The following is a 23,666-nucleotide window of genomic DNA, read 5'->3' on the forward strand; positions in this document are numbered from 1 at the left end:
ACGATTAAGCAAGCAAGTTTTTAAAAATCAATGTTTTTGACAAATAAAGAAGTGCAAACTTAGTGAATTGTGCTATAAGTAATCATCATTTTATATTATTTTTGTCTTTCATTACCAAAGAAAATAATAGTTAAAAAACGTTTACATTTCATATTAACATCAAACGTTTAAGATAAACAAATTAACAAATGCAATTTACACACAAAACAAAGCCGGGCATATCATTTCAAAATGATATGCCCGGCTATACAAAAAGATATTCAATACACTTACCATGCATAAAAATGATCCCTATGTAAACATAAAAAAACACCTATCCAAGTGCCACATCAAGTATCATCATAAGCACAAAGCCCAGCGCAAAAACTATCGTTCCAATATTGGAGTGTGGCTTTTCCGACATTTCAGGTATAAGCTCCTCCACCACGACATAAATCATAGCACCTGCCGCAAAGCTTAGAAGATACGGCAAAACAGGGATTATAAACTGTGCCAAAAGTATCGTCAGCACAGCCCCAACAGGCTCGACAACTCCCGATAAAACGCCGTAAACAAAGGCTTTTCCCTTTCCCATACCCTCCGAACGCAGTGGCAAAGATATTATCGCACCCTCTGGAAAGTTCTGTATTGCGATACCGAGGGATAATGCCAACGCACCAGCGGCGCTTATGGCATGATGGTCAGCCGCCCAGCCTGCATATACAACGCCAACAGCCATTCCTTCGGGGATATTGTGAAGCGTCACCGCAAGCACAAGCATGGTAGTTCGCTTGAAACCGCTTTTCGCTCCCTCAGGCTCGGTGGCATTCATGTGAAGATGCGGTATAACTCTATCGAGAAAAAGAAGAAAAAACACTCCAAGCATAAATCCAACTGCCGCAGGAACAAACCTCAGTCTACCCATTTTCGCTGATTGCTCCATAGAGGGTATTAGCAAGCTCCACACGCCTGCCGCCACCATTACTCCTGCCGCAAATCCTGTCAAGGCTCGCTGGACAAGATAATGCAGATTTTTCTTCATGAAAAGCACACATGCCGCACCAAGAGATGTACCCAAAAACGGTATCAGAATGCCTTTAAAAATAGTCATGCTCATTGTTCTTCACTGATATGCTTCTTCAATGCCGCAAAGCTCTCGTCAGACAAAACGTGTTCTATCTTACAGGCGTCATGTTCAGATATTTTTCTGTCAACTCCAAGACTTACAAGCCACTCTGTCAATACAAGGTGCTTTTCGTAGATCTTTTCCGCAACATATCTGCCGGCATCAGTTAGAGTGATAAAACCGTTTTCGTCCATTGTGATGAACTTTCCCTCACGAAGTATCTTCATAGCGTTTGATACGCTGGGTTTTGTAACATTCAGTTCCCTCGCAACATCAATGCTCCTCACCTCGCCGTTTTGCTTGTTCCATAAAACGAGTATCGTCTCCAGATAGTCCTCCCCAGACGTGTGAATGTTTCCCATTTGTATGCCCCTTTCTTTGTTAGCTATAGCTAACTTGCTTCTATAAAATTACTGCACGCCACGAAGCTAAGCCTATCGAAACAAAATGCCTTTTCACAAAAAGCTTTTTGCAAACTTAGCCGCACCCTTCTTGTGCAGTATCAAAAGTATAGAACATCAGTTAATGTATACTAACTGATATTTATTATATCACAGAAAATATGTTTTGTCAAGCAAACAAAAAAGCCGTGACAGACCTTTTCATCTGCCACGACTTTGTGCATAGCTATTTACTTGAATCTTGCAAAAAATCCTTTTTTCTCATAAGGCTCTCTTTCAGCGGAAATAAAAGTGTAGCCTGTTTTCTCAACTGCTTCTTTAAGCTTTTCATCAGGGATATCCTCATCAACTATAGCCACAGTTTCGCCCTTTGCATGGGAAGAGCTTACCTTTTTCACCTTGAAATTCTGCCTGAAAGTGTCATTCATATGCGATTCACACATTCCGCACATCATTCCGTCTATTTTTACAGTTATCTTTTCCATTTCTGACCCTCCAATGCTTAATAGGTTAGAACTTGCTAACCATGCTTATTGTAACACAGCCTATAGCTTTTTTCAAGTCAATAATGTAAATTTTAATCTGCCGTTTGTCTGTTGTTCTCCGCAAGAAGATAATTCTTCACTTCCCAAAGCTTTTGAGAAAGGTCAACATAATAAGTGTGCGGATTTTCAAATCTTGTAATCTCGTCCCAAAGAGTGTCTATCTCAGATGCCGCATACTTTACGATATCCTCATATGCAGGCTTCTTGTATACGCACTTGCCGTCCTTGAATATCTGCTGTTGAATAGGCTTTGCCTCAAAGTTTTTGACGACCTTTTTCTTCCATGTAAACTGTGGGTCAAAAAGCGTAAGGGGTCTGCTTTCATCTATCACCTCGTCATGAACACACAGCAGGTCAGCCACAGCCTTGTGGTTATTCTTATCATAAATTCTGTAAAGCTTTTTGAAGTGCGGAGTCGTTATCTTCGCCACATTTTCAGAAATCTTTATCTTAGGCTGAATATTGCCATCATCGTCCTCCACAGCCGCAAGCTTGTAAACTCCTCCGAAAACAGGCTCGCTCTTTGCGGTGATAAGTCTTTCGCCCACTCCGAACATATCCACCTTAGCGCCCTGATATATCATATCTCTTATAAGATACTCGTCAAGGGCGTTTGAGGCACATATTTTGCAATCAGGATAGCCTGCATCATCGAGCATTTTTCTTGCTTTCTTGGAAAGATAAGTTATATCTCCCGAGTCTATCCTTATTCCCACAGGTCGGCAGCCCATAGGCTTCAGCACCTCGTCAAAAGCCTTTATTGCGTTAGGCACACCGCTCTTCAGCACATTATAAGTATCCACAAGCAGAACAGTGCCATTAGGATAGCACTTACAGTAAGTCTTGAAAGCTTCAAGCTCGCTGTCAAACATCTGCACCCATGAATGTGCCATTGTACCTGTTGCATTGAAGCCGAAAAGCTGGTCTGTGATAGTGCAGGCTGTGCCTGAGCAACCGCCTATGCCTGCGGCTCTTGCACCGAGTATGGCAGCGTCTGCACCATGAGCACGTCTTGAACCAAACTCAGATACCGCCCTGCCCTGAGCCGCCCTTACAATACGGTTAGCCTTTGTTGCAATAAGTGTCTGATGATTTATGCAAAGCAGAAGATAAGTTTCCACAAGCTGAGCCTGCACCGCAGGTGCTCTCACCGTTATGATAGGCTCGTTTGGAAACACCACCGTACCCTCCGGCACAGCAAATATATCTCCTGTGAAGCGGAAATCCTTAAGATATTCAAGGAAGCCTTCGTCAAAAATGCCCTTTGAGCGCAGGAACTCTATGTCCTCTTCGTCAAAATGCAGATTTTCGATATAGTTTATGACCTGCTCAAGACCGCAGGCAATGGCAAATCCGCCACCGTCAGGTATCTGTCTGAAAAACAGGTCAAAATAAGATATCTTTTCCTGCATACCGCTTACAAAGTAGCCGTTTCCCATTGTCAGCTCATAAAAATCGCACAGCATAGTGTAATTGAATTTGTCCATTTTGCTCTCTCCTTTTCAGCTTATAACAAGAGGGACTAATGTCCCTCCTTGCTGTTTTACAATATTATATCACGCCACAGGTGCAAAAGCCTGAACTAAAGCGCAAACTTTTCTGAATATTCAGCCAGCAGCTTCTCGTAATAGTCAGGACCGTTTCTGTGAAGCTTATCAAGATATTCATGCTTTTTAAGGCTGTTGTATTTCTCTTGGTTTGCAATAAGATAGACCGCAATATTTGAGCAGTGGTCTGATATTCTCTCAACATTTGTGAGTATATCAAGGAAGTTCACACCCACCTCGATGTTGCAAAGACCATTCTTAGACCTGTCGATATGAACAGCCTTAAGCTCCTCAACAAGTCTGTCTACTACTTCTTCAAGTGGCTCGATCTCCTTGAGAACGTTCATATCCCCTGTCTTTGTGGCTTCGATAGCAAGCCCGATTATCTCCTGAATGGCGTTGCACACAACGTCAAGCTCATGCTTCGCCTGCTCAGAAAAACCGATCTCCTTTTCATAAAGAACATCCGCAGTTTCATAGATGTTTATAGTATAGTCGCCTATTCTCTCATACTCTGAAATAAGGTGGAAAAGCGCAGTAACAGTTCTCGACTCATCCTCGTTCAGACCGCAGTCGTTGAGCTTTATAAGATATGAACCTACTCTGTCCTCAAGCCTGTCGATAAGCTCCTCACGCTCTTTTATCTTGTCGATAGACTTAAGGTCATACTTGTCATAAAGCTCTCTTACTGATATGAAATTCTTCTGTGCCAGCACGCCCATTTGAACAACTGCCTCTGTAGCCTGTGCGATAGCAACGTTTGGAGTAACAAGAAATCTGTCGTCAAGAAGATCCTCCTTAGTGAAAGTATCATCGTCCTCAGCGTTCTTCTTATCTCTGATAGTCCATTCGGCAAGCTTTTCAAGCACTGTATAGAACGGCAGAAAGATTATAGTTACCACAACATTGAAGATAGTATGGAAGTTTGCGATGCTTCCCGTTGTAAAGCTCTTATTCCAGAACGGAAGTCCTATTGTATACTGAATGATATAAACGCCGATAAGAAAGATTATAGTACCGATAAGGTTGAAATAGAAGTGTATCATAGCGGCTCTCTTAGCGTTCTTTGAAGCACCTATACTTGAAATAAGAGGTGTAGCACAAGTACCGATGTTAGTACCCATTATGATAGGAAATGCAGAAGCGAATGTGATAGCGCCTGACACTGAAAGTGCCTGCAAAATGCCTATAGAAGCGGCTGATGACTGTATGATAGCCGTGAATATCGCACCCACCAATACGCCCAGAACAGGGTTTTTAAGCACTGCAAAAAGCTGCTCGAACTGTGGAAGCTCTGCCAGCGGAGCTATCTTCTCCTGCATAAGTATCATTCCGGTAAAGAGGATACCTATACCCATCATTATCTCGCCCACGTTCTTTGTCTTGTTCTTCTTTCCCACCATTATGATTATAAGACCGATAACGATAAGTATAGACGAGAAGTTAGACGGCTTGCAAAGCTGCAATATAGCAGGGCCGCTGCTGTCGCCCTCGAGGTTTGTGAGCCTTAATATCTGCGTTGTCATGGTCGTTCCGATATTTGCGCCCATGATTATTCCAACTGCGCCCTTAAGCTTCAAAAGGCCTGCGTTTACAAGTCCCACCACGATAACAGTAGTTGCAGATGATGACTGCACCGCTGCTGTTACCAATGCACCGAAAAGTATTCCTGAGAACACGTTTCCCGTCATTTTCGCAAGGACCTTCTCCATAAGTCCGCCCGAAGCCTTTTCAAGTCCCGAACTCAATATGGTCATTCCATATAAAAACAGACCAAGTCCGCCCGCCATTCCGATAATGTTAAAGATACTCAAATCAATTCATTCCTTTTCTTGTTTTTTCCACTGCACAACGTCCGAGCACGCCCCTGCGCACCCCATTACTTACCTTACCTTTACGCCGATTTTACTTAATAAATAAAACAAAGCCAAAGCCTGCACGGATATCCCGCAAGGCTCTGACTTTGATAATTATTTCTTTCCTGCCACCACAAGTCTGTTCATGGCACGTCGCAGTTTCTGCTCCGCCCTTTCAAACTCTTTCTGGCTAGCATTTTCTCTGAGCTTGTTCTCTGCCGCCGCCTTTGCCTTTTCGGCTCTTGCAACGTCTATCTCATCAGCCCATTCGATAGCAGATGTCACCACTGTCACACCGTCAGCAGACACCTTTATAAGCCCTCCCGAAATAGCGGCTGTTCTGAACTCACCTTCTATTTTGATACGGAAAGGAGAAGAAACGATATTTGCCACATATGGCGCATGACCTGCAAGTATACCGATATCACCTGATACGGTCCTCACAATGATCTGCTCAGTATTTCCCTCAAAAAAAGTTTTTTCAGGGGTTATTATCTTAAGATCAAAAGGCGTCATAATCTTTCTCCATAAGTTTTTTACAAATCAGCGCGTGCGGCACAAAATTGCCACATACATTCACTATATACTATAATCCGACTCTTGTCAAGTATTTTTCTTTAAACGTTCTGTTACTACTGTTCACTTTCTGCGATCTGTCTGCCCTTTTCAACAGCCTCGTCGATAGTTCCCACAAATAGGAAAGCAGATTCAGGAAGATCGTCATGCTTGCCCTCGATAATCTCCTTGAAGCCTCTGATAGTTTCCTTGATAGGCACATATTTGCCCTTCATGCCCGTGAACTGCTCCGCAACGGAGAACGGCTGTGACAGAAAACGCTGTATCTTTCTTGCTCTTGATACAGTAAGCTTATCCTCATCAGAAAGCTCGTCCATACCCATGATAGCGATGATATCCTGAAGCTCCACATACCTCTGCAAGATAGACTGGACCTGTCTTGCCACTTGATAATGCTCGTTGCCCACTATCTCAGGTGAAAGTATCCTGGAGTTTGACTCCAGAGGGTCAACGGCAGGATAGATACCAAGTGATGAAATACTTCTTGAAAGCACAGTTGTTGCGTCAAGGTGAGCAAACGTAGTTGCAGGCGCAGGGTCTGTCAAATCGTCCGCAGGCACATAAACTGCCTGAACGGAAGTGATAGAGCCTTTTGTTGTTGAAGTGATACGCTCCTGTAGCTGACCCATTTCAGTTGCAAGGGTAGGCTGATAACCAACGGCTGACGGCATTCTGCCAAGGAGTGCCGACACCTCAGAACCTGCCTGAGTAAATCTGAATATGTTGTCGATAAAAAGCAACACGTCCTGATGCTCAACATCTCTGAAATACTCCGCCATTGTCAGACCTGAAAGTGCAACTCTCATTCTCGCTCCGGGCGGCTCGTTCATCTGACCATACACAAGCACAGTCTTATCGATAACTCCCGACTCTTTCATCTCATAATAAAGGTCGTTGCCCTCACGGGTACGCTCTCCAACGCCTGTGAATACCGAGATACCACCATGCTGATTGGCAACGTTATTTATAAGCTCCTGAATAAGCACCGTCTTGCCTACTCCTGCACCGCCGAAAAGACCTATCTTTCCGCCTTTCAGATATGGTGCGATAAGGTCGATGACCTTGATACCGGTTTCCAGAATCTCGTTTGAAGCAGACTGCTCTTCGTATGTCGGCGGTTCTCTGTGTATCTCCCAGCGCTCCTTAGTTTCAGGGGCAGGCAGATTGTCAACAGGCTCGCCCAGAAGATTGAACATTCTCGAAAGAGTTTCCTTGCCCACCGGAACAGAAATAGCCTTGCCCGTATCAACAGCGTCGATACCTCTCATAAGTCCGTCTGTAGAGCCCATGGCGATACATCTTACTATATCGTCGCCTATATGCTGAGCCACCTCAACAACGAGCTTTTCGCCCTTGTTGTCTATCTCAATGGCATTGAGCAGATCAGGCAAGCTGTCCTTTTCAAAGTGGATATCAACTACCGCACCAACTATCTGGACTACCTTGCCTATGTTTTTGCTTTCCATTTATTTACCACCTTTCAAAAAGGGATATAAGCTATCATCATAGCCGTCACATCTTTTAAATACTATCTTCCGATAGTTGCCGAGCTTATCTCTGTAAGCTCCTGAGTTATCTGCGCCTGTCTTGCTCTGTTGTAAAGAAGCGACAGATTGTCTATCATTTCTCCTGCGTTGTCCGTTGCAGACTCCATTGCAGTACGTCTTGCCGCCTGCTCAGAAGCGTAAGAATCCACTATCGCAGAATAAAGCATACCGCCTATATACTGCGGTATCATACCGTCAAAGACCTCCTCAGGGGACGGGTCATAGATAGTTGACGGGTGCTTTTTGCCGCCCAGCTTGTCAAGATCCTCCACGGGAAGTATCTGCAAACTGCAAGGCTCCTGTGTCAGCGCCGACACGAATGTGGTATACACAAGCTCTACCTTGTCATAATCCCCATTTCTGAAGCCTGCGATAATATCTTCCACAATGTCTATAACAGTGTCAGTGTCAATGTTCTCCGCTATCTGCGGATATTTCCACACAAGGTCATAGTCACGCTTCTCAAAGAACTCAACAGCCTTTTTGCCCACAGCCATAACACGAAGCTGACCGCCTGATGACAGCACATCGTCAGCCTTTGCCTTAGCCATTTTCAGCACGTTGGAGTTAAATCCTCCTGCAAGTCCCCTGTCGCCTGCCACCACTATAAGCAGTGTGGAATTAAGAAACTTCTTCTTTGTATACACCGACTTGAAAGCTCTGTCGCAGGATATATCGCACATTGTCTTAAAAAGCGTTTCAAAGAACGGCTGAACTGCCACCGCCTTGTCTTTGGCACGTCTGAGCTTAGAAGCCGCCACAAGCTGCATGGCTTTTGTTATCTGCATGGTGCTTTCAACGCTTTTGATACGTCTTTTGACGTCTTTCATATTAGCTGTTGCCATTGCTCAGCGCTCCTTATCTGCTTTGAAGAAACTTCTGTGAATACTCCGCAAGCACGTCCTTTATTGCCTGTTCATTCTCTTTTGTAAGCTCTCCTGTTTCTCTTATTGAAGAGAAAATATCAGGGTGAGTTTCATCTATATACACAAAAAGGTCTTTCTCAAATTCAGCGATATCCTCAACTCTGATATTCTTCAGATAGTTGTTTACCACCGCATATATTATGACAACCTGCTTCTCAACGTCCAGCGGTGAGGTCTTGCCCTGTTTGAGCACCTCCACTATACGTTCACCCTGTGCAAGTCTTTCCTTAGTGTCCTTGTCAAGGTCAGAGCCGAACTGCGAGAATGACTGCAATTCTCTGTACTGAGAATAAAGCAGTTTCAGCGAGCCTGAAACCTTTTTCATAGCCTTTATCTGTGCCGAACCGCCTACACGGGATACTGATATACCAGGGTTTACCGCAGGTCTGACGCCTGAGAAGAACAGCTCAGATTCAAGGAATATCTGTCCGTCAGTGATAGATATAACGTTTGTCGGGATATAAGCCGAAACATCGCCTGCCTGAGTTTCGATAATAGGCAGAGCGGTTATAGAGCCTCCGCCGTAGTCCTTGTTAAGACAGCAGGCTCTCTCCAAAAGTCTTGAATGGAGATAGAATACATCTCCCGGATAAGCCTCTCTGCCTGTCGGTCTTTGAAGCAGAAGTGACATAGTTCTGTACGCCACAGCGTGCTTTGAAAGGTCGTCATAAACGCACAGCACGTCCTTGCCCTGAAGCATGAAATACTCAGCCATTGCAACGCCTGCATATGGTGCTATATACTGCAAAGGTGCCATTTCAGAAGCCGTTGCCGATACAACTATAGAATAATCCATAGCCCCATGCTTAGAAAGGGTATCCACCACGTTTGCCACAGTAGACTGCTTCTGACCTATCGCCACATAGATACAGATAACGTCCTTTCCTTTCTGATTTATGATAGTGTCAAGTGCTATAGAAGTTTTACCTGTCTGTCTGTCGCCTATAATAAGCTCACGCTGACCTCTGCCTATAGGTATCATAGAGTCGATAGCCTTGATACCTGTCTGCAATGGTCTGTTTACTGATTGTCTTGTAATTATTCCGAAAGCAGGGCTTTCCACAGGTCTTGTTTCTGTTGTAAGCACAGCGCCCCTGCCGTCGATAGGTGCACCGAGAGCGTTCACAACTCGTCCGAGAAGCGCATCTCCCACAGGCACAGAAACTATCCTGCCTGTTCTCTTTACTCCAGACCCCTCTTTTATTCCGTCCTCAGAGCCGAGAAGTACACAGCCTACAAAATCCTGCTCCAAGTTCATTGCCATGCCGTATGTTCCGTTAGAAAATTCAAGAAGTTCGCCCGACATACACTTGTCAAGTCCATGAACTCTTGAAATTCCGTCGCCAACAGTGCAGACCGTCCCCACATCGTCAAGCTCCAGCTTGCTGCGGTAGTCCTTGATCTGCTGTTTTATCAAGCCTGTTATTTCATCAGGACGTAATTTCATGTTAAAATACCGTTCCTTTCCTATGCAATGACCCCGTCGATCTGAGCCTTGATATCATCAAGCTTAGTTCTGACGCTGCCGTCTATTTCTGTGTCTGAATATCTCAGCACGATACCGCCCATAAGGCTTTTATCCACCTTTTCCACAAGCACTATCTTTGCCCCCGAAACAGCCTCCAGCTTAGCCACAAGCTTGTCCCTGAGCCTTTCAGACAGAGGCATAGCCGTCACCGCAGTGACCTCTATGATATTATTATGCTTTTCATAAAGCTCCTTGAACTTTGCGCATATCTCAGGCAGAAACCTTATCCTGCCCTTTTCACTCACAAGGCAAAGAAAATTAAGCGTAACAGGCTGTATCCTGTCCATAAACACCTTTTCCAGCGCCGCCCTTTTTTCGTCCTCCGTTACCAGCGGTGACGCAAGCAGCTCCACATATTCCTCCTGACCCTGAGAGAAAATTATATCCCTTATGCTCCCAAGCTCACCATAGACTTCATCAAGGCAGTTTTCCTCGCAGCACACCTCGAAAAGTGCATTGCCGTAAATATTCCCGATACTGTCTGCCATTACATCTCACCCACATTGTCGATGAACTTCTCGATAAGACGTTCGTTGTCCTCGCCTGTCATATCCTTTTCCACAACTGCCGCCGCAGCCGAGAAAGCAATATCGGTGATCTCGTTCTTGATCTGGTTGACAGCGATCTTCTTTTCTCTTTCGATCTCTCTTGAAGCGTTGTCCACAAGACCCTTTGCCTCAGTTCTCGCTTCGCTGATTATCTCGTCAGAACGCTGTTGAGCCTTTCTTGTTGCCGTCTGTATAATCTGTGCAGACTCTTCCTTTGCACCCTCTAATCTGCTTGTATACTCAGCTTCAAGCTTCTCGGCATTTTCTTTTGCCTCGTCAGCCTGCCTGTAAGTTTCCTTAACATCATTTTTCCTGTCCTCGATGACCTTGTTCACCTTATCGAACAGAAAATGCCTGAGCACCAAAAACAGTATGAGCGTATTGAGCAAAGTCGCAATTATCGTTGTCAGATCTATTGACAGAAACTCTGTCACATCGCCTGCTGCCAATACCATTTATCCAACCTCCCCTCCGCACCAATGCAGAGCAAATCTTGTTTGAAGCTTTTTATTAAAGCTTTCCGATAAATGGGTTAGCAAAGAGCAGGATAAGTGCTACAACGAATGCGTAGATACCTGTTGACTCAGCCATAGCAACGCCTATGAACATTGTTCTTGTGCAGTCGCCCTTAGCCTCAGGCTGTCTTGCGATAGCCTCGATAGTCTTTCCTACTGCGTAGCCCTCACCGATACCAGGTCCGATACCTGCGATCATTGCAAGTCCTGCGCCGATTGCTGAACAGCCAAGAAGAATAGCCTTTTCCATAATGATAAACCTCCGTTATTTACATATTTATACTTTTCCGCAAAAGCGGTAATTTACTCTGTTTCCGCAGCCGCACCAACGTTTACCATGGTGAGCATCGAGAAGATATAAGCCTGTATGCACCCTGAGAACAGGTCGAAATACATGCTAAGCACTGCAGGTATACCTACCTGAAATACACTGAACGCCCATGAGCCTGCCTCAAAAGTCAGACCCAGTGCAGATGACAGCGAGCCGAGCGCACCATAAAGCAGTCCCGTTATTACCATGCCGCCTGCAACGTTGCCGAACAGACGGAACGCCATAGACGCAGGCGTTGCCACCTCACTGATGATATTAAGCGGCAGGATAAAAGCCACAGGCTGTGCAAAGCTTTTAAGGTAGCCCTTGAAACCGTTCGCTTTTATCTTGTTGTATGTGATAAGCACGAATGTCATAAGAGCCCACGTTGCCGTAACATTGATGTCCGCAGTCATAGACCTCAGACCTATCATACTGATAAGAGCGCCAAACACCGCATAAATAAGCAGCGTAGCAATATAAGGGGCATACTTCATCATCTTAACGCCCATATTCTCTTTGACCATGTTGTTGATGAAGTTCACAAACATCTCAACGACTACCTGGCGCTTTTTCTCAGGCACTTTTTTCAAATCGTGTGTGAGCCACAAGCACAGTATCAGCACCGCAACTATAATAAGCCAGCCCATCACCACCGTTTCGGTGATCCTCAGACTGCCTATCTCAAACACTATCTTAGGGCCGTTTCCTATACCCGTCATTTATTTATCCCTTCCTTCTCTTATCTGCATGACATACAGAATTATCCTCGGATAAAACTGCGGCAGCAGTATCCCCACCGCACTCACAGCCTTCGTGAGCATAGCCCCCGCACAAAGCACAAAAAGCACTCCATACCTAGTCATGTAACACCCAAGCATTGTCCGCTTAGCCTTTTTGCCCTCAAGCTCCACAGCCTTTTCGCAGGTCACACCAAGGTAGTACATACAAAGGCACATATAGCCCCAGCCCAATGCAAAGCCCGCAAGCTGTGTGATGTCAAAGCCCCACAGCAAAGTAAATGCCCAGCATACAGTAGCCATAACACCGCCCCATAAGCATATTTTTTTCAGCAAGCCGCCAAGCTCAGAGCCTATATTTTTCACTTATTTTCTCCAATTTTCATAAAGAAATCCACCATAAATCTTTACATTTTCTTAATAGCAGAAAATATCTGCCTGATGTATTTCATTATACCACACAGCCCCACATTTTTAAAGAGCAAACCGCAAACTTAAACATTTATTTTACATGGATTTTACACTTCGTTCACAGTTAGTCAAATAATTAGTTAATTATGATTTGGCGTTAATAATTTATCAATAGTCAACCATTGACTTTTGACATTGTTTGAGTTTTATCATACGATTTCACAATAAAAAACGGACTGCCGCAAGCCGAAATAATATCACGGCTGAGCAGTCCGCAAGCATATGTGCAGCTTATCTGATGATATCGTCAACAACGCTTTCTACAGTGCTTACAGTATCATCAATAATATCCGCACCACCGCTTACAGTGTCCTTGATACCATCGCCAACACGGCTCACAAGCGTGTCGCTGTCATCACGTCTGCTTGTTACCTCATTTTTAGAAGTTGTGGTCGAAGTAACGCCGGAAGATGTCGAACCTGAGTTATCGTCATTTCTTGAACAGCCTGCGAGCATAACACCGCAAAGACCGAGACAAGTTAGCATAGCGAACATTTTTTTCATAATTAAGTTCCTTTCAGTATAAGATATGCCATTTTAGGCTAATGCTATTATTTCTCGGAGATGAGGATATATTCATAAAAAAACAAAAAAGAGACGAGCTAAAAGCCCATCTCTTTGTCAGATCAAAAAATCAATAGAACCGCGATTTCTTTTTCTTGATAACGAAAATAACAGCACCGACAATAACCACCGCAACGACCACAATAACTACAATGCCTACTACTCCGATACCCTTTGAAGATTCAGCCTCAGATGACGAAGTGCTGCTCAGTCCGTTTGACTTAGGCTGTATCTTTAAGCCCTGCACGATCTCCTGTGCCTTTGCACTTTTATTGTAGCCATCGAGATTCATTACCTGAAGATCTACATCGTTCTTCTGCAACGGAGTATCTATTACAAGATTATCAATATAAAGCACATCTGTCTTATCCATTTTCTTTATAACCGGTATCTCAAATACGAACTTTGTTGCTCCGCACTTGTCAGGTACTGGTATAAGTGCTGTCGCATACTGAGTAACATTATTGCTTGCATCTGTATTTATTTCAAGCTGAACACTATTGCTGGTCACCTTTTTGTATTCCTCAGTACAAGGAAAAGCAAACACAGAATCTCCCATAAGCTTGCCCTGAGCGTCCTGATTTATCCTGTACTTAAAAGAAATCATACAGCCGTCAAAACAAGTCATACCAAAATCCTTGGCGTCGATCTCAACGCCCATCGTTATATAAGGCGCATCTTCAGAATCAGAGCCAGGATAAACCAAATTCTTATCGTCATCTCTTATAAGCGAAGCAAAAGTACAATAATCGCTTATGTCATTAGGCTGTGTTGCTGTTATCTTAAGGCTTGCACCCTGATAAGCATAGGTCTTTTCTTGGGATGCTCCCACTGATATCTTCTCACCGTCAGGAGTCACCTTGATATATCTCTCCCAATCCTTCATATCAAACGACAAGGACGGTGCTGAAGTATCTGTTGTAAGGATACTCTTGTCGGCACTATATTCAGGTATTTCAGCCTCACTGTCGGCATAAGCAGGCACAGCACAAACACCAAGCATCATTATCGCTGATACCACGCCAAGTATTCTCTTTGATCTCATTTTAATTCTTATCCTCCCTTGATACTATTGTATGTAAACGCTTTCATAGCCGTTCACACAAGTATCGAAACGTTATAAAACACTATTAATATTTTACACCTTTTTAACAAATCTGTCAAGTGTACCATACAATTTTTCATATAATGTAACTGTTTTGTAATACAAGCTAAGCGTTTTAACCAAAATAACCACACGATTTTTATGAATAAGCTCTTATTGACAGCCATTTTTTATCAAAAAAAGACCGCCTTCTCAGACGGTCCTGCGAACTTATTGAATACCAAGGAACTGGAAATACTGCTTATCCGGCATTGTTGTAACAGAAGTAGCTCTCAGATCATCAGCCTCCGAAAGTCTGTACTGCACCTTGAGAACTCCGTCCTCCTTTACCCAGCCAACATCAGGAACTGTTCCTCTTATACCCTTGTTGGAAATGGTCTTTTTGATACCTTTCTGCTTAAGAGTAAAGAATTTAAGCTCGATATCCTGATTATATGGCACTACGCATATCTTTACAGCACCCTTGTCGCTGTCCTTTACATCATAAAGTATTATCTGATACTGGCCGTCAGGCGATATGGTATTTGATTCTGACGTTACTTCAGTGAGCTTCTTGAAGTTATCCCTGTAGAGAGCATAAACACTTGACGATGTGTCAAGATCTGAATTTAGCACAGTTTCAACAGACGTGCCTCCGAAAAGGATATTAAGCACAAAGTATGCAACTATTCCAAGAACATACAAAAGCAGATATATTGTACCCATTATAACCTTTACAGTTTCGTTCGTGCCTGCTGCAAAGAACATTATGATAGCAACAATGAACGGCGGAACTATCAATATCCAGTCGCCCATGTTGAAAAGTATCATGCAGAACACGACCGGAAGCATGAGTATGCTCAGTATCTCCGTCACAAGCTCACGTCTTGAAAAGAGCATAAGTCCCATAAAAACTACGTTAAGCACCACATACACTGTGAAAAACGATTTTTCTCTGCCTGCCGCAAACTCCAGATCATACAGGAACGTTGCATAAGTGAGCAGAGTTATTACAGCAAAGTAAGCGACATTGAAAACTGATACCGCTCGCTTTACCCATACGTTAGATAAAAAATCCTTCATTTTTAGTCCTCCCTAGACACTCTGTTCTTTTATTTTACACGAAATTACGCAAAAAATCAAGTGCTTTATTTCTTTATTTTTTCTTAAAACACAAATCAGACATATCAAATAATATTTAATTGGCTGAATGCCGTCAATTGAGTATTATCTCCTCACCGCCGCTGAGTCCCGAAAGTATCTCAACGTTGTCGTTGTCCTCAATGCCAAGCTCTACGTCCTGCTCTATCTTTACACCGTCCACAAGCAGGTTCACATAGTTGCGTCCATCAAGCTTCTTCACCGCCTTCTGCGGAACTATAACAGTATCAAGCCTTGAATACACGTCAAAGACAACCTCTATGCCGCCAAGATCCAGCATATCGTTCTCCTCGTCAGGGGTTATAACATAAACATATGCCGAGAAATCTCCGCTCTCATTGTAGATTATATCCGTCACAGTGCCGCCCATCGTATTGGCACCCTGCACTATCTGCACCGCAGTGCCAAAATTCACGTTTGTGAGCGCGTTATCAAACACAGACACGCACAGAGCCTTTTGTGATTTATCGGAAGTATACCCTAGCACCTCGCCCTTATTCACCGGCATGAACGCTGTCAGCTCCTGACCTTGTCTGTCTGCAAGATCAAACTGTCCGTCACATGGAGCGTAAACCTTATAATCCTCCAAGGACGCCACAAGACTGTCATATTTGAGCTGTTCTATCTGTAAGTCATACTGAGAAAGCTGTATCTCACTGTAGTCAGCACCGTTCGCCTGCAATGTAGCGACCGTCTGCTTCGCCTGATTGAGCCTTATTTCTTCCTCTTCTATCTGTTCGTCCACATCGTCAGAATAAAGTGTGCAAAGCAGGTCGCCCTTTTTCACATCACAAGGCGACTCCACATCTATAGACTTTATCTGACCGCTTGCCTTGAAGGTGACGGTTTCACTGTAAGGGTAATCATAAACGCCCTCCTGATGATACTCCTGAGAGATATCTCCTATCTCAGCTTTTACCGTCTTATATGTTATATCCTTAGTTTCCAGAATAGGCACAGCTATCTCGTCTTTTTTCTCCGACTTTCCGCAGGCACAAAGTCCGAAACACATTGCCGCTGCTGAGATCAAAGCAATAAATCTTATACTTTTCATAAAAAAGCCCTCTCGGTAATATAAAACTGCGGACACACTCCGCCGCAGTGAATTATACCACATTTTCTGTCATTTTTCAAGCTTATCCCCTACATATCGTATATCTATTGTATAACTGCACAACACTGTCTGCCTATATTTATACAGGTTTACCACAGCAGTTCACCGATAATAGAGTTTGAAGCCAGAAAACCCGCAGGCGTAAGCCTTAAAATACCCTTTTCGACCACGCAAAGCCCCTGTTTCTGAAACAAAGCCGCCTTCTTGCGGATATTCTCCCCAAGCTCTTTACCACCAAGCTCCTCGGCTTTACCTATGTCAATGCCCTCCGTGAGCCTTAACCCCAGCATGACATACTCCTCTGCCTTGTCAGGGTCGTCCTCAAGCACCACCATGCTCTGCACCTTGTCAGAAATAAACTCCTCAACATCGCTCTTGCAGTAATATCTCTCATTATCAAAGAAAGAATGTGCCGACGGGCCAATGCCTATATATTCTTCCCCGTGCCAATATTTAAGATTGTGCCGTGATTTTCCGCCCTCTTTGGCAAAATTTGATATCTCATACTGTAAAAAGCCCTTGCTTGCAAGCTGTCCCACAGTTTGCAAATACATATCGCACAGCATATCGTCATCAGCTACAGCGTTTCTCATCTCATCACAATCAAAAGCCGTACCCTTTTCTATTTTCAGCATATAAGCCGAAATATGATCAACAGGGAGTGCCGTAAGGCTCTCTATGCTATCCCAAAGGCTTTCAAGGGTCTGACCCTTTACCCCGAGCATGATATCGCATGAGATGTGTCTAAATCCCACCTGAGCCGCCGTTTCCACAGCCGACTTTGCCTGAGAAAAGTCATGAAGCCTGCCCAAAAAGCCAAGCTCCCTGTCATTAGCCGATTGAACGCCAAAAGAAAGCCTTGTTACCCCTGCTTTTCTCCACCCTGACATCTTCTCCCTGTCCACAGAGCTTGGATTAGCCTCCAAGGTTATTTCAGGCTGGCAAAGATCAAAGCACTTTCCTGCCGTATCTATTATCCTGTCAACCTGTTCAGCCGACAGCACAGATGGCGTACCGCCACCGAAGTAGATAGTATCGCATTTTATGTCCCTACCCTTGAAAGCCTCAATATTGCGGCACACAGCCTGCGTGTAGTCCTCATAAAGCTCAGGCCTGCAAACGGAATAGAAGTCACAGTAAGGGCATTTTCTTTTACAGAAAGGCACATGGATATAAATTCCTGTCATAGCATATCCTCGTCATCATCAAAAGCCTTGTCGATATACTCTCCTGTTTTTTCACGATTGAGCCGAAATCTCTCTATCGCCTTTTTCACACCAAATATACCGCCCCACACAAGGAACATACAAAGGCTTATAAGCACCGCATAAAGCACGAAATAAGCCTGCTGTTTCAAACTGAGCTGAAAATACACCGACCGCCTGTTTAGCATATCGGAAACTTTGGGGTGGATAACGATATAGCAGATAACGCCAAGAATACCTGCATAAGCAAGTGTGCATACCATGCCCATAAAAGCTTCCTTGAATTTGAGTGCCGAGAATTTAGCTCCTGCACACACCGCCCACACAGCGATAAGCACAAGCCCAGCCGCCGCAGAGATATTGGCATACACCTCATAAAGCACAGGCAATATCACCGCACCGCTCAGCCCGAAAGCCAGCGACAATTTCATAGACTTTTGTATATCAGGCATAGCTGCTCCTTTCAAAAAAATGTTGATATATTTGTATAAACCAAAACCTATCCACTCTCCGAACGGGCTGTCGAGGGCGCCAGCCCCTACGCCAAAATTCTACCGTTGCAAAATTACTCCGCTCGGTGTTTTCTCTACTTTGTATTGGTGATTTGCTCGGTATGGCTTCGCCATTCCTCACTCCTCACTTAAACTACGCTACTCGTCCAGCTTCAGCACCGACATAAACGCTTCCTGTGGCACTGACACAGATCCAAGCTGTCTCATTCGCTTCTTTCCTTCTTTTTGCTTCTCCAACAGCTTCTTCTTTCTTGTAATATCTCCGCCATAGCACTTAGCAAGCACGTCTTTTCTCATAGCCTTGATAGTTTCTCTGGCTATTATCTTTCCACCGATGGCCGCCTGCACAGGTATTTCAAAGAGCTGTCTTGGTATATTCTCTTTAAGCTTCTCCGTCAGTCTTCTGCCCCTTGAATAAGCCTTATCCTCGTGTACGATGAAAGAAAGTGCGTCAACCACCTCGCCGTTAAGGAGTATATCAAGCTTCACAAGCTTAGACTTCGCATAGCCCATCATCTCATAGTCAAATGAAGCATAGCCCTTTGTGCGTGATTTCAATGCGTCAAAGAAGTCATAAACTATCTCGTTGAGGGGAAGCTGATAATGCAGGTCAACTCTAGTTTCGTCTATATACTTCATATCCTTGTATACGCCACGTCTGTCCTGACAAAGCTCCATTATATTTCCAACATATTCAGACGGCGTATAAATATGTGCATTAACTATCGGTTCTTCCGCCGATGCAATATTTGCCACATCAGGATAATTTGTCGGGTTATCTATGAACACAGTTTCGCCGTTAGTCAGATTTACCTTATAAATAACTGACGGCGCAGTTGTGATAAGGTCAAGATTATATTCTCTCTCCAAACGCTCTTGGATTATCTCCATGTGCAGAAGTCCGAGAAAGCCACATCTGAAACCAAAGCCCAGTGCAATTGAAGTTTCAGGCTCAAAGGACAGTGATGCGTCATTGAGCATAAGCTTTTCCAAAGCGTCACGAAGGTCAGGATATTTTGCTCCGTCCGCAGGATAGATTCCACAGTATACCATAGGGTTTACCTTTTTGTATCCCGGCAGTGCCTCAGCGCAAGGCTCAGCCGCATTTGTCACAGTATCGCCCACACGAGTGTCGCCGATATCCTTGATAGAAGCAGCGATATATCCTACCTCGCCTGCATGAAGCTCGCCCACAGGCACAAGGTCAGTTGCTCCCATATAGCCTATCTCCACCGTCTGAAACTCAGCCCCCGTAGCCATAAGCCTGATGGTATCTCCGGCCTTGATATGCCCCTCTTTCACACGACAGTATATTATAACTCCCTTGTACTGGTCATAATAGCTGTCGAAAATAAGAGCCTTAAGCGGAGCGTTCTCGTCGCCCTTTGGGCATGGTATATCCTTTACAACACGTTCAAGCACCTCTTTGACGTTCGTACCCATTTTAGCTGATATCCTCGGAGCGTCCATAGCAGGAATGCCTATAACGTTCTCTACCTCTGTGCAAGCCCTTTCAGGGTCAGCGGACGGCAGGTCTATCTTGTTTATAACAGGCACTACCTCGAGGTCATGTTCGATAGCAAGATAAGTGTTTGCAAGGGTCTGCGCTTCTATACCCTGAGATGCGTCAACGATAAGCAATGCACCCTCGCAGGCAGCAAGAGAACGTGACACCTCATAGTTGAAGTCAACGTGACCTGGAGTGTCGATAAGGTTGAAAACATAGTCCTGTCCGTCGTCAGCGTGATAATTAAGGCGCACCGCACGAGCTTTGATAGTGATACCTCTTTCACGCTCGATATCCATATTATCGAGAAGCTGATCTTCCATATCTCTCAGCTTCACAGTATCGGTAAGCTCCAAAATTCTATCGGCAAGAGTAGATTTGCCGTGGTCTATATGAGCTATAATGCAGAAATTTCGTATATTATTTTCGTTCATTTACTGATTTTCCTCTCTCAGACAAGTATACTTTTCCATAATACTTTATTATAACACGCTTGCCCCACATTGTCAATTTCTCCGCAAAGAAAAAAGGCAGACACAACGTGCCTGCCCCAAAATACATATTATTCTGCGCTGATATATGCCGTTACAGCGTCATCAGAGCTGTCAGAAGTTGTTCCCTCTGGATAAGAGCTGAATGTGAACTTGTAATCCTTGTAGCCCTTTACCATAAGGAAAAGGTTTACATACTTGTATGTATTTCCAACAAAATATTCGTTCTTTTTCTGTGTAAGAAGCTCAGTAGTTCCGCCCATGCCGATATAAGTAGAAGCTCCGTCAGCAGAAGGTATTCCTCCGCCGCCCTTGTTGGAAGCAGAATAGTTTACATCAGGAGAGATTATGCCCCATTCATTGCTAGGGAAATCCTCAGGAACATAGACCTCATATTCCATAACGCAAAGCTCACAGTCATCAGGTATTTTCAGCTCGCTCTCGTCTATCTTAGAAAAATCACTGCCAACAGAGTTGTTGAGCTCGATAGCCTTGTTTACATAATCTGCATCCTCACTTTTGCTAACTACCTTTGTTATCCTTGTATAGATAGTGTGGTAGATCTTGTCTGTAGCACAGTATCTGGTAGTCTTTATCCACTGACCGATAGGCGCAAGATTTTCCTCGCTTGTTTCAGAAGGCTCGATAGCACTAGCCGCAATATCGTTGCTGTCAACGCTTGCAGGCTTGTTTTCGTCAGCAGTGCTTGTGTCAGCCACCTCAGCCTGTGATGATTCCGTTACCGCAGGAGCAGTTGTTGTGGTAGTTGTCGTTGCTGTTGCATCTTCTGATGAGTCAGCAGCACTGCTTTCCGTCTGCACAGCCGCAGCAGAGCTTTCGTTATCACTGTCGGAAGAACCACTGTCAGAACAGCCTGCCATGCCAAAAGCCATTACCACTGCCAATAAAAGAGCAGATATTTTTTTCATAATGTTACCTCCATATTTCTTTAATAAATTTATTTTACAACATTCTCCTATGCAAGTCAACAATATTTTCGACATTTATAAATATTTTGTTAAATACCCACAAACAGCCATAGTGTTTTTACAACATAATGTAGTAAGAAAAGCACAACATAATGTTGTATGATATATTAAATATAGACTATCAGAAAGGAATGGAGCGCCGCATGGTTTTTCAAAGAATACGAGATATGCGAGAAGATGCAGACCTTAAACAAAACGATATGGCAAAAATACTCCATTGCTCACAGCAAGCTTACAGCAACTACGAACTAGGACAGCGTGATATTCCCACGGATATCCTCATAGCCCTAGCTGAATATCACAAAACAAATGTAGACTATCTTCTGGGACTAACCAAAAACAAGACCTACTATAAAGATATGTAAAGCGGAAAGAACATCTCTTTCCGTTTTTTCGCAACCCATTTCATACACATTTATACAATCCTCTTCTATGTAGGATTTGTTAAAATTGCCTATGACATTTTTAGAAAAAAAGTGTTATAATGTATATAAGAGACAAAATAAAGTTGTATTCACGATTTAATGTGGAAGGAGCGTTAAAAATGCTAAAAAAAGGCGACGTCATATCATACGGTACAACCGGAGTGTGCAAAGTCGAGGGCGAGTGCGAACAGACCGTCAAGGGTCAGAAAAAGCGCTACATAGTTCTAAAGCCTGTCCACCAAATCAATTCCACCTTGTATGTGCCGGTAGATAATGACGAGCTTAAAACAAAGTTCAAACCTCTGCTCACAGGCGATGAGATAGAGGAGATCATAAAAGAAATGCCCGAGGAGAGCTCCCTTTGGAAAGAAAGCAGCAGCGAGCGTGCCGAGCTTTATTCACAGGTACTTGAAAGCGGTGACAGAAAGCGACTTGCACAGCTTGTGAGAACATTGTATCTCAGACAGAAACATCTTATTGCGAAGGGCAGACATCTTCATTCATTGGACGAACGTTTTTTCAAGAATGCGGAAAATCTGCTCTTTGACGAGTTTTCAGCCGTTCTAGGCATATCCCAAGACGAGGTCTTCGACTTTATAGAAACCCGCCTGAGCAAAGCCTAAATATATACAAATGACACAAATTATATCGGCAAATAAAAAAAGGACAAACCACAGTGGCTTGTCCTTTTTGTTTTCATAAATGATACTCGATTATTCCTTGTCAACGTCCTCAACAGGCTCCTCGATAGCGTCGAGCTGAACTTCAACGTCAGCGTCCTCCTCAGTTGCAGCCTCGTCCTCAGCAGGCTCTTCAGCCTTTTCCTCAGACTTCTCAGCGTCCTCTGCCTTGTCAGCTTCATCAGCCTCGTCAGAGCACTCGTCGCAGCCGCAGCAATCGTCGAAATCCTCGTCGAGATCTTCGTAATCGTAGTTTTCAAGCTCCTTGTGCTTTTTAAATGCAAAAATAGCAGCAGCTCCTGCAGCGATCGCACCGAGTGCAGCTATAACTTTCAATCCGCTTGCCATAATAAAACGCTCCTTTTTTTGAATATTCCACTCTGAACTGCGTTCAGACTATCTACAGTATAGCATATTTGTTATAAAAAATCAAGACGTTTACAAAAAATACTGATTTTTTATACAACCTGCTCAAAAAATCTCAGTAAGCTTTGACAAATTGCCCACCGCTACATATTTCCCGTAAGGCTCATTATCACGCTAAGAGCCGCCAGTGGAGCTGTCTCGCATCGCAGTATCCTAGGTCCAAGACTCACCACAGTGACCCCTGCCTGACTACAGCTCTCCGCCTCATGGCTCTCGAAACCGCCCTCACAGCCGATAAACAAGCCAATAGTCTTTTCCTCGCCCTCACTGACAGGGGCAATGCCTGTCTTACTAAGGCTCACACCGCCCTTTTCGTAACACATAAAGCTCTCGTCGCACTCTTTAAGTTCACCAAGGCACTCCTCAAAGCTGATAAAATTCGTCACCTCAGGCACATATCCCCTGCCTGACTGTTTCGCCGCTTCCAAAGCTATCTTATTGTATCTCTCCACACGCTTTTCATAGCCGCTTTTTGCAGGTCTTGAAACGCACCTCGACGTAATAACAGGCACTATCTTGTATACTCCAAGCTCCACAGCCTTTTGCACTATAAGATCCATTTTATCAGACTTAGGCAACGCCTGATAAAGCACCACATTCACAGTAGGCTCGTTTTCGCTTTTCTCAGCAGAAAGCACATCGCAAACCACTTCCTTATCAGAAATGGACAGAATTTTTGCCCTATATTCCACCCTGTCCGCACATACCGTAATGACATCGCCCAACCTCATACGCAAACTTCTGCCGATATGATAAGCATCATTACCCCTGATAGAAATCGTATTCCCCGATACGCTGTCAACAAAAAATCTAGGCATATTCCCAACCAGTGTCAAGCACTGTCCTCCAATCTCAAATCACGATTTTACGCACTTTCACGACGCTTCCGTCGC

At 44.1% G+C, this 23,666-nt stretch carries 26 protein-coding genes; 2 read left to right on the plus strand and 24 right to left on the minus strand.

What is annotated here, in order from left to right; all coding sequences use genetic code 11:
- Positions 1-313 precede the first annotated feature (313 nt).
- The 22 genes from AB5627_RS08550 to AB5627_RS08655 form a co-directional block, all read right to left on the minus strand.
- Positions 314-1,096 carry a ZIP family metal transporter gene (locus AB5627_RS08550; protein WP_022288607.1) on the minus strand — a complete coding sequence of 261 codons (783 nt, stop codon included), beginning with the start codon at positions 1,094-1,096 and terminating at the stop codon, positions 314-316.
- Positions 1,093-1,467, minus strand: a complete 375-nt coding sequence (locus AB5627_RS08555) for a metal-dependent transcriptional regulator (protein WP_022288608.1) — start codon at positions 1,465-1,467, stop codon at positions 1,093-1,095. The genes AB5627_RS08550 and AB5627_RS08555 overlap by 4 nt, the downstream gene beginning before the upstream one ends.
- A gap of 269 nt (positions 1,468-1,736) precedes the next feature.
- Positions 1,737-1,991 (minus strand): heavy-metal-associated domain-containing protein, encoded by a 255-nt coding sequence (locus AB5627_RS08560; RefSeq protein ID WP_022288609.1) that lies wholly within the window; start codon positions 1,989-1,991, stop codon positions 1,737-1,739.
- A gap of 92 nt (positions 1,992-2,083) precedes the next feature.
- On the minus strand, positions 2,084-3,538 hold the full coding sequence (locus tag AB5627_RS08565; RefSeq protein WP_022288610.1) for a nicotinate phosphoribosyltransferase: 1,455 nt from the start codon (positions 3,536-3,538) through the stop codon (positions 2,084-2,086).
- A gap of 95 nt (positions 3,539-3,633) precedes the next feature.
- Positions 3,634-5,412 (minus strand): Na/Pi cotransporter family protein, encoded by a 1,779-nt coding sequence (locus AB5627_RS08570; RefSeq protein WP_022288611.1) that lies wholly within the window; start codon positions 5,410-5,412, stop codon positions 3,634-3,636.
- Positions 5,413-5,568: 156 nt separating this feature from the next.
- Complete coding sequence (gene atpC, locus AB5627_RS08575) at positions 5,569-5,970, minus strand: ATP synthase F1 subunit epsilon (RefSeq protein ID WP_022288612.1); 402 nt, start codon at positions 5,968-5,970, stop codon at positions 5,569-5,571.
- Between the two features lie 116 nt (positions 5,971-6,086).
- On the minus strand, positions 6,087-7,496 hold the full coding sequence (atpD, locus tag AB5627_RS08580; RefSeq protein WP_022288613.1) for a F0F1 ATP synthase subunit beta: 1,410 nt from the start codon (positions 7,494-7,496) through the stop codon (positions 6,087-6,089).
- Between the two features lie 62 nt (positions 7,497-7,558).
- Entirely contained in the window at positions 7,559-8,422 is an 864-nt protein-coding gene (gene atpG / locus AB5627_RS08585) for an ATP synthase F1 subunit gamma (RefSeq protein ID WP_022288614.1), read from the minus strand.
- Between the two features lie 13 nt (positions 8,423-8,435).
- Positions 8,436-9,950: a F0F1 ATP synthase subunit alpha gene (gene atpA, locus AB5627_RS08590; RefSeq protein WP_022288615.1), complete on the minus strand. Its 1,515-nt coding sequence runs from the start codon at positions 9,948-9,950 to the stop codon at positions 8,436-8,438.
- 20 nt (positions 9,951-9,970) lie between these two features.
- A complete protein-coding gene (atpH, locus tag AB5627_RS08595) occupies positions 9,971-10,519 on the minus strand; it encodes an ATP synthase F1 subunit delta (RefSeq protein WP_022288616.1) in 549 nt (182 codons plus the stop codon).
- Positions 10,519-11,034 (minus strand): F0F1 ATP synthase subunit B, encoded by a 516-nt coding sequence (atpF, locus tag AB5627_RS08600; RefSeq protein WP_117938415.1) that lies wholly within the window; start codon positions 11,032-11,034, stop codon positions 10,519-10,521. The genes atpH and atpF overlap by 1 nt, the downstream gene beginning before the upstream one ends.
- A 55-nt stretch (positions 11,035-11,089) precedes the next feature.
- Positions 11,090-11,344: an ATP synthase F0 subunit C gene (gene atpE / locus AB5627_RS08605; protein ID WP_022288618.1), complete on the minus strand. Its 255-nt coding sequence runs from the start codon at positions 11,342-11,344 to the stop codon at positions 11,090-11,092.
- 53 nt (positions 11,345-11,397) lie between these two features.
- Positions 11,398-12,126: a F0F1 ATP synthase subunit A gene (locus AB5627_RS08610; RefSeq protein WP_265290421.1), complete on the minus strand. Its 729-nt coding sequence runs from the start codon at positions 12,124-12,126 to the stop codon at positions 11,398-11,400.
- Positions 12,127-12,510, minus strand: a complete 384-nt coding sequence (locus tag AB5627_RS08615) for a hypothetical protein (protein ID WP_265290420.1) — start codon at positions 12,508-12,510, stop codon at positions 12,127-12,129.
- Positions 12,511-12,846: 336 nt separating this feature from the next.
- Positions 12,847-13,119, minus strand: a complete 273-nt coding sequence (locus tag AB5627_RS08620) for a hypothetical protein (RefSeq protein ID WP_265290419.1) — start codon at positions 13,117-13,119, stop codon at positions 12,847-12,849.
- A gap of 130 nt (positions 13,120-13,249) precedes the next feature.
- A complete protein-coding gene (locus AB5627_RS08625; RefSeq protein WP_022288622.1) occupies positions 13,250-14,224 on the minus strand; it encodes a hypothetical protein in 975 nt (324 codons plus the stop codon).
- A 270-nt stretch (positions 14,225-14,494) separates the two neighbouring features.
- Positions 14,495-15,346: a hypothetical protein gene (locus tag AB5627_RS08630; protein ID WP_256321386.1), complete on the minus strand. Its 852-nt coding sequence runs from the start codon at positions 15,344-15,346 to the stop codon at positions 14,495-14,497.
- Positions 15,347-15,479: 133 nt separating this feature from the next.
- Positions 15,480-16,478, minus strand: a complete 999-nt coding sequence (locus AB5627_RS08635; protein WP_038671177.1) for an efflux RND transporter periplasmic adaptor subunit — start codon at positions 16,476-16,478, stop codon at positions 15,480-15,482.
- Positions 16,479-16,627: 149 nt separating this feature from the next.
- Positions 16,628-17,725 (minus strand): radical SAM family heme chaperone HemW, encoded by a 1,098-nt coding sequence (gene hemW / locus AB5627_RS08640; RefSeq protein ID WP_117864455.1) that lies wholly within the window; start codon positions 17,723-17,725, stop codon positions 16,628-16,630.
- On the minus strand, positions 17,722-18,195 hold the full coding sequence (locus AB5627_RS08645) for a hypothetical protein (protein WP_022288626.1): 474 nt from the start codon (positions 18,193-18,195) through the stop codon (positions 17,722-17,724). The genes hemW and AB5627_RS08645 overlap by 4 nt, the downstream gene beginning before the upstream one ends.
- 198 nt (positions 18,196-18,393) lie before the next feature.
- Complete coding sequence (gene lepA, locus AB5627_RS08650; RefSeq protein WP_022288627.1) at positions 18,394-20,196, minus strand: translation elongation factor 4; 1,803 nt, start codon at positions 20,194-20,196, stop codon at positions 18,394-18,396.
- Between the two features lie 128 nt (positions 20,197-20,324).
- Complete coding sequence (locus AB5627_RS08655; protein ID WP_265290418.1) at positions 20,325-21,182, minus strand: hypothetical protein; 858 nt, start codon at positions 21,180-21,182, stop codon at positions 20,325-20,327.
- A 203-nt stretch (positions 21,183-21,385) separates the two neighbouring features.
- On the opposite strand from AB5627_RS08655, the gene AB5627_RS08660 reads away from it, so the two are divergent.
- Together AB5627_RS08660 and AB5627_RS08665 are read left to right on the plus strand one after the other, a co-directional pair.
- Positions 21,386-21,607 carry a helix-turn-helix domain-containing protein gene (locus AB5627_RS08660; protein WP_022288629.1) on the plus strand — a complete coding sequence of 74 codons (222 nt, stop codon included), beginning with the start codon at positions 21,386-21,388 and terminating at the stop codon, positions 21,605-21,607.
- A 179-nt stretch (positions 21,608-21,786) separates the two neighbouring features.
- Positions 21,787-22,290, plus strand: a complete 504-nt coding sequence (locus AB5627_RS08665) for a CarD family transcriptional regulator (RefSeq protein ID WP_022288630.1) — start codon at positions 21,787-21,789, stop codon at positions 22,288-22,290.
- A gap of 90 nt (positions 22,291-22,380) precedes the next feature.
- On the opposite strand, the gene AB5627_RS08670 is transcribed toward AB5627_RS08665, so the two are convergent.
- Complete coding sequence (locus tag AB5627_RS08670) at positions 22,381-22,695, minus strand: hypothetical protein (RefSeq protein WP_022288631.1); 315 nt, start codon at positions 22,693-22,695, stop codon at positions 22,381-22,383.
- Between the two features lie 161 nt (positions 22,696-22,856).
- Positions 22,857-23,609, minus strand: coding sequence for a 16S rRNA (uracil(1498)-N(3))-methyltransferase (locus AB5627_RS08675; protein ID WP_022288632.1), 753 nt, complete (start codon positions 23,607-23,609; stop codon positions 22,857-22,859).
- Positions 23,610-23,666: the final 57 nt, after the last annotated feature.

Origin of the sequence: Ruminococcus sp. RTP21198st1_G1_RTP21198_201120 (genome assembly GCF_040924265.1) — a bacterium.
Lineage (GTDB): Bacteria > Bacillota > Clostridia > Oscillospirales > Ruminococcaceae > Hominimerdicola > Hominimerdicola aceti.

What these genes read in the sequence shown, in the direction of transcription:
- AB5627_RS08550 (WP_022288607.1), bottom strand. Translation starts at nt 1,096, where the DNA reads ATGAGCATGACTATTTTTAAAGGCATTCTGATACCGTTTTTGGGTACA.
- AB5627_RS08555 (WP_022288608.1), bottom strand. Translation starts at nt 1,467, where the DNA reads ATGGGAAACATTCACACGTCTGGGGAGGACTATCTGGAGACGATACTC.
- AB5627_RS08560 (WP_022288609.1), bottom strand. Translation starts at nt 1,991, where the DNA reads ATGGAAAAGATAACTGTAAAAATAGACGGAATGATGTGCGGAATGTGT.
- AB5627_RS08565 (WP_022288610.1), bottom strand. Translation starts at nt 3,538, where the DNA reads ATGGACAAATTCAATTACACTATGCTGTGCGATTTTTATGAGCTGACA.
- atpC (WP_022288612.1), bottom strand. Translation starts at nt 5,970, where the DNA reads ATGACGCCTTTTGATCTTAAGATAATAACCCCTGAAAAAACTTTTTTT.
- atpD (WP_022288613.1), bottom strand. Translation starts at nt 7,496, where the DNA reads ATGGAAAGCAAAAACATAGGCAAGGTAGTCCAGATAGTTGGTGCGGTA.
- atpG (WP_022288614.1), bottom strand. Translation starts at nt 8,422, where the DNA reads ATGGCAACAGCTAATATGAAAGACGTCAAAAGACGTATCAAAAGCGTT.
- atpA (WP_022288615.1), bottom strand. Translation starts at nt 9,950, where the DNA reads ATGAAATTACGTCCTGATGAAATAACAGGCTTGATAAAACAGCAGATC.
- atpH (WP_022288616.1), bottom strand. Translation starts at nt 10,519, where the DNA reads ATGGCAGACAGTATCGGGAATATTTACGGCAATGCACTTTTCGAGGTG.
- atpF (WP_117938415.1), bottom strand. Translation starts at nt 11,034, where the DNA reads ATGGTATTGGCAGCAGGCGATGTGACAGAGTTTCTGTCAATAGATCTG.
- atpE (WP_022288618.1), bottom strand. Translation starts at nt 11,344, where the DNA reads ATGGAAAAGGCTATTCTTCTTGGCTGTTCAGCAATCGGCGCAGGACTT.
- AB5627_RS08610 (WP_265290421.1), bottom strand. Translation starts at nt 12,126, where the DNA reads ATGACGGGTATAGGAAACGGCCCTAAGATAGTGTTTGAGATAGGCAGT.
- AB5627_RS08620 (WP_265290419.1), bottom strand. Translation starts at nt 13,119, where the DNA reads ATGAAAAAAATGTTCGCTATGCTAACTTGTCTCGGTCTTTGCGGTGTT.
- AB5627_RS08625 (WP_022288622.1), bottom strand. Translation starts at nt 14,224, where the DNA reads ATGAGATCAAAGAGAATACTTGGCGTGGTATCAGCGATAATGATGCTT.
- AB5627_RS08630 (WP_256321386.1), bottom strand. Translation starts at nt 15,346, where the DNA reads ATGAAGGATTTTTTATCTAACGTATGGGTAAAGCGAGCGGTATCAGTT.
- AB5627_RS08635 (WP_038671177.1), bottom strand. Translation starts at nt 16,478, where the DNA reads ATGAAAAGTATAAGATTTATTGCTTTGATCTCAGCAGCGGCAATGTGT.
- hemW (WP_117864455.1), bottom strand. Translation starts at nt 17,725, where the DNA reads ATGACAGGAATTTATATCCATGTGCCTTTCTGTAAAAGAAAATGCCCT.
- AB5627_RS08645 (WP_022288626.1), bottom strand. Translation starts at nt 18,195, where the DNA reads ATGCCTGATATACAAAAGTCTATGAAATTGTCGCTGGCTTTCGGGCTG.
- lepA (WP_022288627.1), bottom strand. Translation starts at nt 20,196, where the DNA reads ATGAACGAAAATAATATACGAAATTTCTGCATTATAGCTCATATAGAC.
- AB5627_RS08655 (WP_265290418.1), bottom strand. Translation starts at nt 21,182, where the DNA reads ATGAAAAAAATATCTGCTCTTTTATTGGCAGTGGTAATGGCTTTTGGC.
- AB5627_RS08660 (WP_022288629.1), top strand. Translation starts at nt 21,386, where the DNA reads ATGGTTTTTCAAAGAATACGAGATATGCGAGAAGATGCAGACCTTAAA.
- AB5627_RS08665 (WP_022288630.1), top strand. Translation starts at nt 21,787, where the DNA reads ATGCTAAAAAAAGGCGACGTCATATCATACGGTACAACCGGAGTGTGC.
- AB5627_RS08670 (WP_022288631.1), bottom strand. Translation starts at nt 22,695, where the DNA reads ATGGCAAGCGGATTGAAAGTTATAGCTGCACTCGGTGCGATCGCTGCA.